Origin of the sequence: Microbacterium sp. 2FI (assembly GCF_005502885.1) — a bacterium.
Taxonomy (GTDB): domain Bacteria; phylum Actinomycetota; class Actinomycetes; order Actinomycetales; family Microbacteriaceae; genus Microbacterium.
This window is the reverse complement of sequence record NZ_SCMR01000033.1, coordinates 1-11,458: the sequence shown is the minus strand read 5'-3', so window position 1 is coordinate 11,458 and position 11,458 is coordinate 1. Positions and strand designations below refer to the sequence as shown.

The 11,458-nt window shown below is 70.8% G+C and carries 13 protein-coding genes; 2 read left to right on the top strand and 11 right to left on the bottom strand.

Going from position 1 to position 11,458, the window contains the following annotated elements:
* The 7 genes from FFS15_RS17900 to FFS15_RS17870 form a co-directional block, all read right to left on the bottom strand.
* Positions 1–741 (bottom strand): sulfite exporter TauE/SafE family protein, encoded by a 741-nt coding sequence (locus FFS15_RS17900; RefSeq protein ID WP_137846413.1) that lies wholly within the window; start codon positions 739–741, stop codon positions 1–3.
* Position 742: 1 nt separating this feature from the next.
* The gene (cofD, locus tag FFS15_RS17895) at positions 743–1,741 is read right to left on the bottom strand and encodes a 2-phospho-L-lactate transferase (protein WP_137846412.1); all 999 of its coding nucleotides are present in this window, start codon (positions 1,739–1,741) and stop codon (positions 743–745) included.
* A gap of 13 nt (positions 1,742–1,754) precedes the next feature.
* The gene (locus FFS15_RS17890; RefSeq protein ID WP_137846411.1) at positions 1,755–2,588 is read right to left on the bottom strand and encodes a uroporphyrinogen-III synthase; all 834 of its coding nucleotides are present in this window, start codon (positions 2,586–2,588) and stop codon (positions 1,755–1,757) included.
* 193 nt (positions 2,589–2,781) lie between these two features.
* Positions 2,782–3,066, bottom strand: coding sequence for a hypothetical protein (locus tag FFS15_RS17885; RefSeq protein ID WP_137846410.1), 285 nt, complete (start codon positions 3,064–3,066; stop codon positions 2,782–2,784).
* Complete coding sequence (locus tag FFS15_RS17880; RefSeq protein ID WP_137846409.1) at positions 3,056–3,463, bottom strand: phage holin family protein; 408 nt, start codon at positions 3,461–3,463, stop codon at positions 3,056–3,058. The genes FFS15_RS17885 and FFS15_RS17880 overlap by 11 nt, the downstream gene beginning before the upstream one ends.
* A gap of 1 nt (position 3,464) precedes the next feature.
* Positions 3,465–3,854 carry a hypothetical protein gene (locus FFS15_RS17875; protein WP_137846408.1) on the bottom strand — a complete coding sequence of 130 codons (390 nt, stop codon included), beginning with the start codon at positions 3,852–3,854 and terminating at the stop codon, positions 3,465–3,467.
* Positions 3,855–3,955: 101 nt separating this feature from the next.
* The gene (locus FFS15_RS17870; RefSeq protein ID WP_137846407.1) at positions 3,956–5,473 is read right to left on the bottom strand and encodes an FAD-dependent oxidoreductase; all 1,518 of its coding nucleotides are present in this window, start codon (positions 5,471–5,473) and stop codon (positions 3,956–3,958) included.
* A 59-nt stretch (positions 5,474–5,532) separates the two neighbouring features.
* Between FFS15_RS17870 and FFS15_RS17865 the strand changes: the two genes are divergently transcribed.
* Positions 5,533–6,114: an HhH-GPD-type base excision DNA repair protein gene (locus FFS15_RS17865; protein ID WP_137846406.1), complete on the top strand. Its 582-nt coding sequence runs from the start codon at positions 5,533–5,535 to the stop codon at positions 6,112–6,114.
* Positions 6,114–6,536: a DUF1801 domain-containing protein gene (locus FFS15_RS17860; RefSeq protein ID WP_137846405.1), complete on the top strand. Its 423-nt coding sequence runs from the start codon at positions 6,114–6,116 to the stop codon at positions 6,534–6,536. Before FFS15_RS17865 ends, FFS15_RS17860 begins: the two co-directional genes overlap by 1 nt.
* A 15-nt stretch (positions 6,537–6,551) precedes the next feature.
* Here the strand turns inward: FFS15_RS17860 and FFS15_RS17855 are convergent, their stop codons facing one another.
* The 4 genes from FFS15_RS17855 to FFS15_RS17840 all read right to left on the bottom strand — a co-directional run bounded on the left by FFS15_RS17855 (position 6,552) and on the right by FFS15_RS17840 (position 11,337).
* Complete coding sequence (locus FFS15_RS17855) at positions 6,552–7,937, bottom strand: glycine--tRNA ligase (RefSeq protein ID WP_137846404.1); 1,386 nt, start codon at positions 7,935–7,937, stop codon at positions 6,552–6,554.
* 70 nt (positions 7,938–8,007) lie between these two features.
* A complete protein-coding gene (locus tag FFS15_RS17850) occupies positions 8,008–9,039 on the bottom strand; it encodes a hypothetical protein (protein ID WP_137846403.1) in 1,032 nt (343 codons plus the stop codon).
* A gap of 10 nt (positions 9,040–9,049) precedes the next feature.
* Positions 9,050–10,927, bottom strand: a complete 1,878-nt coding sequence (locus FFS15_RS17845; RefSeq protein WP_249354216.1) for a substrate-binding domain-containing protein — start codon at positions 10,925–10,927, stop codon at positions 9,050–9,052.
* Between the two features lie 86 nt (positions 10,928–11,013).
* Complete coding sequence (locus FFS15_RS17840; protein ID WP_137846430.1) at positions 11,014–11,337, bottom strand: DUF4870 domain-containing protein; 324 nt, start codon at positions 11,335–11,337, stop codon at positions 11,014–11,016.
* Between the last annotated feature and the right edge of the window lie 121 nt (positions 11,338–11,458).

The window sequence follows — 11,458 nt, the reverse complement described above, 5'->3', positions numbered from 1 at the left end:
TCACACCAGCAGGTACACGGCCCCGACGATCGTGAAGCCGATCACGAGGCGCTCGAAGAGCACCTGATCGAGGCGGCCGGCGAGCCAGCGCCCGAGGAACGCGCCACCGACCACGAACGGGACCAGCACGAGGTCGAGCACGAGCCCAGGGGGCGTGATGATGCCGAGCCCCACCGAGAACGGCACCTTCGCGATGTTCACGATCGCGAAGAACCACGCGGCGGTGCCGAGGAACTCCTTAACCGGGAATCGCGCGGCCAGGAAGTACATCGACATCACCGGCCCCGCGGCGTTGGCGACCATCGTGGTGAACCCGCCGAGCGTGCCGTAGGTCGCGGCCGCCACACGGTGAGGGCCCTCGGATGCCGCGACCCGCCCCATGCGCCGTCGCAGCAGCGTGACCGCGATGACGGTGAGCAGGATGACCCCGATCGTGCGCTTGACCCACTCGTCGTTCGCCGCGAACAGGAAGAGCACCCCGAGCAGGATGCCGACGACCACCGCGGGGGCGAGGCGAAGCAGCACGCGCCAGTTCGCGTGCCGGCGATACATCGTGACCGCGAAGAGATCCGCGACGATGAGGAGCAGCAGCAGGGTGCCGGTCGACTGCTTGGCCGGCAGCACCGCGGCGAAGATCGCGACCGCGAGCGTGCCAGCCCCCGGAACCGCGGTCTTGGAGAGCCCGACGATGACGGCGGCGAGGCCGAGCAGTGCCCACGCGAACCACGCGAGGTCGGGCATGTCAGACGCCGGCCGTCGACAGCGCGCGCTCCGCGAGCGAGGCCGACGTCTCGGCATCCGTCATCCACAAGGGAGTCACGACCGAGCGGATGCCGAGACCCTCCACATCGGGCGCGACGGCGGCATCCTCTTCCCCGACGAGCCACGTGTCGAGCACGCCGCCGGCCGCGCGCGCGCCGTAGTGCTCCGCCACGGCGGCCGCCGACGTCTCGACGCCGATGGCCGCGAGGCACACGTCCGCCATGCCGCGGACGACCCGCCCGCCGATGATCGGCGAGACACCGACGACGGGTGCAGCGGTCTGGCGCAGTGCGTCGCGAATGCCGGGGACGGCGAGGATCGGCCCGATCGAGACGACGGGGTTGGACGGTGCGATCAGCACCGCATCAGCGTCCTCGATCGCCGCGATCACCCCCGGAGCGGGGGTCGCGACCTCGATGCCCGGGTTGTCGAACCGCACCGGCTCGAGCGTCGCACGATGCCGCGTCCACCACTCCTGGAAGTGCATCCGCCGGGTCAGGGCGCCGTCTTCGGCGCGCACGGTCACGATCGTGTCGACCTCGGCATCGGTCATCGGAAGGAGTCTTGCGCCGAGCGGCCAGCGTCGCTGCATCCGCTCCAGCACGTCGGTGGGGGTGAGTCCCTCACGCAGCCAATCGGTGCGCGCGAGATGCGTGCCGAGATCGAGGTCGCCGAGGGTGAACCACGGCCACCCGGTTCCCCATGCCTGCAGTTCGGCGTTGACGCGCTCGCTGTCGCCCTCGCGCCCCCAGCCGCGCGCGGTGTCGTTGACGCCCGCGAGCGCGTAGACGATCGAGTCGATGTCGGGCTGCAGGCGCACGCCCGAGAGCCAGAGGTCGTCGCCGGTGTTGACGACGACGGTGAGGGATTCCGCAGTGTTGTCGATCCCGCGCGCGTGCAGGGCTCCGCGCACGCCGAGGGCGAAGCGCGAACCGCCGACGCCCCCGGCGAGCACGACGATACGGGGCGTTCGACTCATCGACGAGGCCCGGTCAGTCGCGACCGGGAAGCGGGAGCGCGCCGGTGCGCGGCGCGAACTCGTCGGCGGCATGGGGAAGCGAGAACCGGGCGACGGCCTCGATCAGCGCGTCGACGGTCTGCGTGTCGGCGACCACGTCGACGTCGAGGCCGGCGCGGCGCGCGTCCTTCGCGGTGCGGGGGCCGATCGCGGCGATGAGGGTCTCGGGCGGCACGACGGGGAACTGCCGGTGCACCTGCTCGGCGACCGAGCCGCTCGTGACGAGGATCGCATTGATGCGGCCCGAGCGCACGTCCTCGGCGATGCGGTCGGTCACCGGCACCCCGACGGTCCGATACGCCACGACGCTGCGCACCCGGTGACCCGCATCGGTGAGCATGCGTGTGAGCACGGGCTTGGCGATTTCGCTGCGGAGCGTGAGGATGTCGCGCGCGTCGGGTTCGAGGCCGATGAGCTGCTCGGCCATGCCTGCGGCGGAGTTGTCCTGTTCGGGCACGAGGTCGACGCGATACCCCACCGACTGCAGTGCCGCTGCGGTCGTCTCGCCGACGGCTGCGACCTTCGTGGTCGAGGGGATCGACGCGCGGTACGCGTAGAGCACGTCGACGGTGGTCGCGCTCGTCACGGTGAGCCAGTCGAAGGCGCCGGAGGCGAGGTCGGCGAGCGCCTGCTCGAGGGTCGCCTCGTCGCTCGACGGCGCGAAGTTGATCAGCGGAGCGATGACCGGCGTCGCGCCCTGCCGGCGGAGTGTGGCGGCCACACCGTCGCCCCAGGGCCCGCCGCGGGGCACGAGGACGCGCCAGCCAGCGAGGGGCTTCTCGGGACTGTGTCGGGGGGCTGTGCTCATGTGGGGTCGACTCTCGTGGTGCCAGTCAGCCGCCCCTGAAGTTCGAGCGGCCGACGCGCGATACGAATCGGATTCGCGCGGTCGGCAGCATACGCACCTTTGCACTGCCTGATAGTCGAGCATACCCCGCGAGCCGATCGCCGTGTCCGGGGACCGACGTGGTGCGCGCGCTGCCCCGCGAGCGCCGACAGACTCAGCGCGTGTAGAGGCGAACCAGACCCCACACCGCTCCGCCGATCGCTGCCGCGCCGGCGATCACCGCGACGGCGGCGAGTGCGGGACTCCGGCGCTTGAAGGCGCGAGCCTTGTCCACACCGTCGTCGACGGCGTTCGCGATGCGACGGGGGTAGTTCGCCTTCACCTCGATGGCCGCCAGCGCCGCCTTGAGTTCGGCGCGCGCCTTCTCGACCGGATCGGTGATGCCGAGCGGGACGGCGGTTCGGGGCACGGGCACGGGCGCGGGTGCGTCAGAGCTCATCGCGCACCTCCTTGACGTCTTGGGCGATCGACTGGACGGGGTTCTGCCGCGCCGTGAGGCGCTTGAAGCGCAGGACGCCGAGCAGCACGAAGACCGCGACGATCACGATCATGAGGCCGAAGAGCACGATGGCCGACAGCCACACGTCCCAGCCCCAGAGGGATGACATCCCGGCGATGGCGAAGGTGCCGAGCACGGGCACCGACCAGAACAGCACGAAGAGCGCGAGGAACACCCACAGCGCACCCCAGCCGCCGTCCTTCGCCGTGCGCGCCAGCCACTTCTTCGCCGAGTCGACCTCGGCGATGACGAGGTTGCGCACCAACTCGGGCACGTCGCCGAGGAGCGTGAGCAGGCTGTCCTTCGACCGATCACGGAACCCGCGCGGCATCGTCATGTCAGGCCCCGTCGCGGAGGGTCTTCGAGATGTCGTCGACGGCTTCTTCCGCGGCATCCCGCGCCGCCTTGGCCGAGGTCTTCGCTGCGGCGCCGATGTCGTCGGCCGAGTCCTTGCTCACCTTGAGCGCGGCGTCGAGCTTCTGCCCGGCCGTGCCCTTCGACGAAGCGGCCTGGGTGACCTTGACGGCCGAGTCCCACAGGGTGCTCGGGAGCGCCATGGCGGTGGACTTCGCGAAGTCCTTGACCTTGCCGACCTGCTCCTGCACCGGCTCCAGGTGCCAGACCTTCAGCCACTGCTCCTTGATCTGCTCGTACCGCTCGCGGCCTGCCCGCGTACCGAGGACGTAGCCGATCGCGAGTCCTACGACGAGTCCTGCTTTGCCCCTCATGGGGTCTCCTCACGCTCGGTGGTGCGCCTGCTGATCCTCACCAGGGTAGCCCTGTATGCCGATTCCGGCATCCGCCCTTGACAAGTCGGCTCGGAGCAGGCTCACGTGCGCGCGGATCCACCCCACAGCGCGCTTCGCCGCGCCCGGTCGGCCTGGTCCACGGCATCTGCGGTGACCCGCGCGAGCCCGCTGCCCGCCATCCACGCGCCGACGGCGGCGAGACCCGGCTGCGCCGCGATCGCCGCGCGCACACTCTCGGCGACGGCCCCGTGGCCGAGCGCCGAGACGGGCGGGGCGAGCTCGAAGGCCCGGCGTCGGGCGCCTCGCACGCTCGCGGGCTCGAGCGGCACTCCGAGGAGGGCAGCCGCCTCGGTCCGTGCGAGCTCGGCGATCTCGGCGTCTGGAAGACCCGTCGTGGGGTGCGCAGCTGCCGGTCCGTCGAACGCGACGCTGAGCACGTGGCGCCCCGGGCCGGCCGCGGCGGCGAGCCACCCCCACCGAGCGGTCTGGTGCACCACGCCCGAGGCGCGATGACTTCCGGGTACGGCGTAGACCTCGGCGCCGCGCGGCGCGGCGTCGAGCGCCGGGGCATCCACGACCAGCGTGACGACGTCGCGGAGCGTGACGGATCGCGGCACGGCTGTGCCCGCGAGCGCATCGTCGACGAACGGCGCCAACAAACGCAGCGCCTCGCGCAGCCCCGTCGCGACGACGACGATGTCAGCCGGGTCCACGGTGATCGGGTCATCGGCGTCGCCGGCACGGCCGGGAGCGGCATCCGTCCCCGACTCCCGCTCGATGTGCCAGCGCTCGTCGGCGCGCACGAGCGAGGCGACCGGCGCACCGGTCACGACCCGGGCGCCGAGGTCGGTCAGCTTGGCGCTCAGCGCTGCGACGAGCTGCGGCATCCCGCTCTCGAGTGAGCGCACCGAGGGGCCGTCGGCGCGATCGACGAGCAGGTCGGCGACGGCGCCGCCGAGCGAGCCTGCACGCGTGAGCGCCGAATTGAGTCCGGGAGCGGCGACGGCGACATCGACCTCGTCAGGGGTCAGCGCGAAGCGACCGACGGTCAGCGGCGCGACGAGATCGTCGACCACGGCGTCGCCCATGCGGGCGCGCACCAGTTTTCCGAGGTTGCGCTCGGCGCCGATCGTGAGGGGCGGTCGCAGGCGGTCGACGTACGCGCGCCACACCGCACGGCCGCCGATGATGCGCCGGACCGACTCGTCCCACGGATTGGCGGGGATGCCGAGCAGCGAGTCCGCGGGAACCGGAGCGGCCGCGCCCTTGGGCAAGCCCGCGATCCAGGTCTGCTCGGTGAGGGGCTCCACCACGCGGTCGCCGAGGCCGAGCTCCTCCACAAGCGCCTCGACAGCGGCGCCTCGCGCCGACCAGCAGGTGGTGCCGAGGTCGACCGGCACGCCTTCGATCTCAGCCGACGCGATCGTGCCGCCGAGTTCGTCCGCCGCCTCGAGGAGCGTCACCGGCATCCCGACCTTTGCGCATTCGAGGGCCGCGACGAGCCCCGCGATACCGCCGCCGATCACGACGACGTGCGTGTCGTGCGCATTCGCGACGAGGCTTTCGAAGGGCGCGGGAGCGTCGGTCACGCGTTCCATCCTCGCACCGACGGGTCTCCCCCAGCGCCTCGATCGTCGCGAGTGCGAGACTGGGCGGCATGACGCTCCACATCACGGGCGACGCCGCCGCCGATCGCCTGCTCACCGACGACCCGCTCGCCCTTCTCATCGGGATGCTGCTCGACCAGCAGGTCGCGATGGAGACGGCGTTCGCGGGTCCCCTCAAGATCTCCGAGCGCGCGGGCAGCCTGGATCCCGCGGCCCTCGCGGCCTTCGACCCCGACGCGTTCGCCGAGCTGTTCAAGACCACGCCCGCGGTGCACCGGTATCCGGGATCGATGGCCGCGCGCGTGCAGGCGCTGTGCGGCGAGGTCGAGGAGACATGGGGCGGGGATGCCGCCGCGATCTGGACCGAAGGCTCACCCGACGGCCCAACGGTGCTGAAGCGCCTGAAGGCGCTTCCCGGCTTCGGCGAGCAGAAGGCGAAGATCTTCCTGGCGCTCCTCGGCAAGCAGTACGGCTTCACCGGCGACGGCTGGCGCGAGGCCGCGGGATCGTACGGCGACGAGGGGTCGTTCCGCTCGGTCGCCGACATCGTCTCGCCCGAGTCGCTCGCAAAGGTGCGCGAGCACAAGCGCGCGACCAAACTCGCCGCCAAGTCCGGCGGCGGGGGCGTCTGATGCAGAAGACCGGCGGCAGCGTGGCCGCCTTCATCGCGGGCGTCGCGCCGGCCAAGCGCCGGCGGGATGCCGAGACCGTCGTTGCCCTGATGCGCGAGATCACGGGACGCGAGCCCGAGCTCTGGGGCACGATCATCGGCTTCGGCTCGTGCCACTACCGCTATCCCACCGGCACGGAGGGCGACGTCCCGATCGCCGCGTTCGCCCCGCGCCGGCAGGCGACGACGGTCTACCTGCTCGACACCGGGGCGCACGCGGGCGCGCTCGCGCAGCTCGGCCCCCACGACACCGGCGCGGGATGCCTGTACATCAAGGATCTCGAGGCGGTCGACACCGAGGTGCTGCGCACGATGATCGCCGAGGACTACCGGCGCGTCGTCGCCGGCGAGACCGGCACGGCGACGTACACCATCACCGGCTGACGATTCCGCCGCCGCTCAGGCCCCCTGCAGTCGCTCCGCGAGATAGGCGTGCAGGCCCCCGAGGGGCACGCGCTCCTGGTTCATCGTGTCGCGGTCGCGAACGGTGACGGCCCGGTCCTCGAGCGAGTCGAAGTCGACCGTGACGCAGTACGGCGTTCCGATCTCGTCCTGGCGGCGGTAGCGACGGCCGATGGCGCCGGCGTCGTCGAAGTCGATGTTCCACTCGCCGCGCAGGTCTTCGGCCACCTCGCGCGCGATCGGCGAGAGCTGCTCGTTGCGCGACAGCGGCAGGATCGCGGCCTTCACGGGTGCGAGGCGCGGGTCCAGCGCAAGCACGGTGCGGGTGTCGGTGCCGCCCTTGGCGTTGGGCACCGACTCCTCGCGATACGCGTCGACGAGGAACGCCATCATGGCTCGCGTAAGGCCGAACGAGGGCTCGATCACGTACGGGATGTACTTTTCGCCCGAGGCCTGGTCGAAGTAGGTGAGACTCTGGCCCGAGGCCTCGGTGTGGCTCGAGAGGTCGTAGTCGGTGCGGTTGGCGATGCCCATGAGCTCGCCCCACTCCTTGCCCGGGAAGCCGAAGCGGTACTCGACGTCGATCGTGCCGGCCGAGTAGTGGGCGCGGTCATCTGCGGGCACGTCGAAGCGCCGCATGTTGGCGGGGTCGACGCCGAGGTCGATGAACCAGTTCCAGCACGCCTCGACCCAGTGGTCGAACCATTCGCCGGCCTCGGCCGGGGGCGTGAAGAACTCGATCTCCATCTGCTCGAACTCGCGCGTGCGGAAGATGAAGTTTCCGGGCGTGATCTCGTTGCGGAACGCCTTGCCGACCTGGCCGATGCCGAACGGCGGCTTCTTGCGCGACGCGGTGAGCACGTTCGAGAAGTTCACGAAGATGCCCTGCGCCGTCTCGGGGCGGAGGAAGTGCAGGCCCGACTCGTCGTCGACGACGCCGAGATAGGTCTTCACGAGACCCGAGAACGCCTTCGGCTCGGTGTACTGGCCCTTCGTGCCGCAGTTCGGGCACGGGATGTCGGCGAGGCCGTTCTCGGCAGTGCGCCCCTTGCGCGCCTCGAAGTCCTCGACGAGGTTGTCGGCGCGGAAGCGCTTGTGGCACTGCAGGCACTCCACCAGCGGGTCGGTGAAGGTCGCGACGTGGCCCGAGGCCTCCCACACGCGCTTGGGCAGGATGATCGAGGAGTCGAGGCCGACCATATCGCCGCGGCCGCGCACGAACGTCTGCCACCACTGGCGGCGGATGTTCTCCTTGAGCTCGGTGCCGAGCGGGCCGTAGTCCCACGCCGAGCGGGATCCGCCGTAGATCTCGCCCGCCTGGAAGACGAACCCGCGGTGGCGGGCGAGGGCGATGACTTTGTCGAGGCGGGACTGCTCGGCCACGGTGGCTCCAATGGTCGGGTGAGGGGAGTGCGAGAATCGCGGATGCCGCGAGCGGCGGCATCCGTCGATTCTATCCGCCGCGAGCCGCGGGCCCGGCGTCGTCGCCGGCGGCGCGGCCGAACTCGCGGTCCCACTCCTGCAGCTCTTTGCGGCGGCCGATGAGGCCGTCGAGCGACACCTGGAAGTGCAGGCCTCGCCGGGCGTTGACCTGCTTGATGTTCTCGACGAGCTCGGTCGAGAACGCGGTGACGGCAGTGCGCACCTCGAGCACCCGCTCGGCGGGGTCGTCCCAGAGGTCGGGGTGCTTCAGGATGTCGAGCAGGTAGTCGCGATCGAGCGCCGCGGTGACCTTGCGGAGCGTGTCGCCGTACTCGACCTCGGCGATGCCGAGCTGCGCCTCGTCGCCGCCCTTGCGGCCGAGCCGGTCGAACAGCTCGGTGGTGTTCGCCGCGATCTTGTCGACGTCCCACGCGACCTGCATCGCGGTCTCGTTGCCGGCGGCCCCGACGGCGCCGTATTCGATCGCGAGCGAACGCAGCTTCTGCACCTGCTGCCGCACGCCCTCGGGCGCGGATCCGTTCGTGGCGGCCTTGCGCCGACGCGACCGCACGACGCCGAACACGACGCCGCCGGCCGCGAGCACCGCAGCGACGGCGAGCGCCACGCCGACGATCGCCCCGCCGTCGACGCCGGCGTCGGGGGCGGGGCCGGGGACGGAATCGGATGCCGCGATGACGCCCTGAACGGTCTCGACGAGCGCGGCCTCGACCGAGCCGGCATCTTCGGACTCGTTGGCGATGCGCATGGCCTCGCCGCGCTCGAGCACATTCGATCCGGCGGAGAGGTCGTCGCCGACCGCGACGATGATGGTGTCGAAGCCGGTCTGCGTCGCGATCTCGGCGACGATGTCGGGGCCGGACGCCTCGAGTGCGGCGTTGTCGGAGAAAACTGCGACACCGATCGAGGCATCGCCGATCTGCTCGGCGAGCGTGTCGGCGAGCGCCGAGGATCCGCTCACCTCGCGCGAGACGAAGACGTTGCCGCCGGCGAGTGCGGCGGTCGCCTCGTCGACGTATCCGGCGGGGTCGGCTGAGCGCTGCATGTTCCCGCGCTCAGAAGTTGTTGATGACCGAGGCGAACACGAGGTCGATCTTCGCCGCGTCGGACGCGTCGAACCACTGGCCGCCGGTGGCTTCGGCGATCCGGGCCAGAGCGCCGGTGTCGGCGCCCTCGCCGTAGGCGATCGGGAAGATGCGCACCGGAGCATCGTCGCCGCCCTCGCGCGATGCCCGCCCGATCTTGGCGACGAGCGAGTCGAGCGAGATCGCCGAGTCGGTGTCCTGGCCGTCCGAGAGCAGCACGATGGCGTTGATACGCCCGGGCTCGGCGCGCGCCGTCATCTCGTCGTACGCGGCGGCGACCGCGTCGTACAGGGGCGTGCCCTCGCGCTGGGCGAAGCGCAGGTCGTCGAGCGCGGTGTCGAGGCTCTCGCGGTCCGACGCCAGCGGCGTGACGTCGCGCAGCACCACGAGGTTCTCGCCGGCGGTCGAACTCACCCCGGTGGTGAATGCCCACACGCCCACCTCGTCGCTCGAGCGGAAGTGGCCGAGTGTCGCCTGCGCGCCCTCGATCGCGCCGTCGAGCTTGGACCGGCCGTCGCCGATCGGCTCGTCCATCGAGCCCGAGATGTCGATCACCTCGAGCACCGACGAGGGCTTGCGGATCTGCGTCCACTGGTCGATCGCCGCCGACACGACGTCGACCTCGGGCTTGGGGAGGGTCACCGCGGGCTTCGCCGGATCGACGCCGTACGCGGCGGTGAACAGCTCGCCGAGGGCGACGGATTCGTCGAGCGGGCGGAACCCGTACTCGGGAAGGATCTGCTGCGCAGCCTCGGTCTGCAGGAACGCCGCGAAGGCCGCACCGGCCTCGGCCTGCACGTCGGTCACCCAGTCGGCGCCGAGCACCGTGACGGGGTTGTCCGACCACATCGAACCGCCCGACGGATACACCGCGACGAGCTTCTCCTTCGGCGGGGTGAGCGTCTCGCCCGGCTGGACCGTGTGCGAGTCGGGGTTGCCCTGGTTGTAGTTCAGGAGCGAGGTCTCCTCCAGCGCGACGGCCGAGACGTAGCCCGATCCACCGGCGCCGTTCTGCGTCTCGTCGTACAGCGTCGTCAGCACCTTGCCGGTGGTGTCGCCGTAGTGGATGACGCACTCCTCGAACACGCGCGAGAACTCTTCGGCGGCGGCGACGTCTGCGGCGGTCAAGCCCTCGGTCTTGCCGGCGGCCTCGTACGACTGCATCAGGATCGCCGAGAGCCCGGTGGTCGAGGTGTTGGGGTTGGTCTTGGAGATCTTGAACGAGCCCCACAGGTCTTTGCCGACGCTCCCCCAGCCCTCGGGGTCTTGGCACAGCGCCTCGAAGTCGGTGATGCCGATCTCGGCGTCGGGCCAGCCGAGGGCCTTGGCCATCGTCTCGGGCACCCCGAAGACGACGGGAGTGCGGGTGAACGAGGCGGGTTCGCCCACGAGCGAGGGGGATGCCGCAGCGGCGACGCGCTCGGTCCACACAGTCGAGGCCGGAGACCACATCGAAGGCCAGCGGCGCGGGTTCTCGTCGGGCCAGTCGCCGCCGGCGGTGAGGATGCGGGTCGCCTCGCCCGACGAGACGTTGATCGGCCGCACGGTCGCGCACTCGTCGAGACCCTCGTGCTCGGGCGACTCCTTGAAGGCGTCGGCGAGCGCGTCGAGCATGTTGACCTTCTCGGACGACGTCGCGATCACGACGTTCGTGCACCCGTCGTCGGCGAAGTCGCCGTCACCGAAGTCGCCGCCATCGGGACCGCCTCCGAAGCAGCCCGAGAGGGCGATCGCCGAGACGAGCAGCACACCCACCGCAGCGAGGCCGCGACCGGCGCGTCGCACAGGGCGCCGTGGGGATCCTGCGATGGGCGAGGCGGCGGAGACCCGCCGAGGTCGGGCTGACATGGGGAAAGCCTAAGCCTCAGCGGGGACCGCGCACAGCGGCCGGGCACCACCTGGGGAGGAGCCCGGCCGAACCCGTCGAAGAAGCGTCAGCTGATGAACTTGATCGTGAGGGGGTACTCGTACCACTCGCCCTTGTTCGCCTTCACCGCGGCGATGATGCAGAACACGATGTTGAGCACGTACGCGGCGATGAGGATGAAGATGCCGATGATCACGAACGTCAGGATCGTCCCGACGATGTAGGCGATGATCAGCGTCAGCTGGAAGTTCAGCGCCGTTGCGGTGTGCGCGCGCACGAACGGACCGCGATCCTTGAGGACGAGGTAGCCGATGAGGGCGGGCAGGAAGCTGAAGAACAGTCCGCCGACGTGGACGAGCGTCGACCACAGCTTCTCGTCGGACGGCGACATGGGGGCGGGCGGCTGGGCGGCAGCGCCGTACGGAGACTGCGGCGGAGGAGGCGGAGGATTCGTCACGCCGTCAGCATAGGTGCTGGAACTGCCCCATCGCACGGGGGATATCCCCCGGACC

What these genes read in the sequence shown, in the direction of transcription:
- FFS15_RS17900 (WP_137846413.1), bottom strand. Translation starts at nt 741, where the DNA reads ATGCCCGACCTCGCGTGGTTCGCGTGGGCACTGCTCGGCCTCGCCGCC.
- cofD (WP_137846412.1), bottom strand. Translation starts at nt 1,741, where the DNA reads ATGAGTCGAACGCCCCGTATCGTCGTGCTCGCCGGGGGCGTCGGCGGT.
- FFS15_RS17890 (WP_137846411.1), bottom strand. Translation starts at nt 2,588, where the DNA reads ATGAGCACAGCCCCCCGACACAGTCCCGAGAAGCCCCTCGCTGGCTGG.
- FFS15_RS17885 (WP_137846410.1), bottom strand. Translation starts at nt 3,066, where the DNA reads ATGAGCTCTGACGCACCCGCGCCCGTGCCCGTGCCCCGAACCGCCGTC.
- FFS15_RS17880 (WP_137846409.1), bottom strand. Translation starts at nt 3,463, where the DNA reads ATGACGATGCCGCGCGGGTTCCGTGATCGGTCGAAGGACAGCCTGCTC.
- FFS15_RS17875 (WP_137846408.1), bottom strand. Translation starts at nt 3,854, where the DNA reads ATGAGGGGCAAAGCAGGACTCGTCGTAGGACTCGCGATCGGCTACGTC.
- FFS15_RS17870 (WP_137846407.1), bottom strand. Translation starts at nt 5,473, where the DNA reads ATGGAACGCGTGACCGACGCTCCCGCGCCCTTCGAAAGCCTCGTCGCG.
- FFS15_RS17865 (WP_137846406.1), top strand. Translation starts at nt 5,533, where the DNA reads ATGACGCTCCACATCACGGGCGACGCCGCCGCCGATCGCCTGCTCACC.
- FFS15_RS17860 (WP_137846405.1), top strand. Translation starts at nt 6,114, where the DNA reads ATGCAGAAGACCGGCGGCAGCGTGGCCGCCTTCATCGCGGGCGTCGCG.
- FFS15_RS17850 (WP_137846403.1), bottom strand. Translation starts at nt 9,039, where the DNA reads ATGCAGCGCTCAGCCGACCCCGCCGGATACGTCGACGAGGCGACCGCC.
- FFS15_RS17845 (WP_249354216.1), bottom strand. Translation starts at nt 10,927, where the DNA reads ATGTCAGCCCGACCTCGGCGGGTCTCCGCCGCCTCGCCCATCGCAGGA.
- FFS15_RS17840 (WP_137846430.1), bottom strand. Translation starts at nt 11,337, where the DNA reads ATGTCGCCGTCCGACGAGAAGCTGTGGTCGACGCTCGTCCACGTCGGC.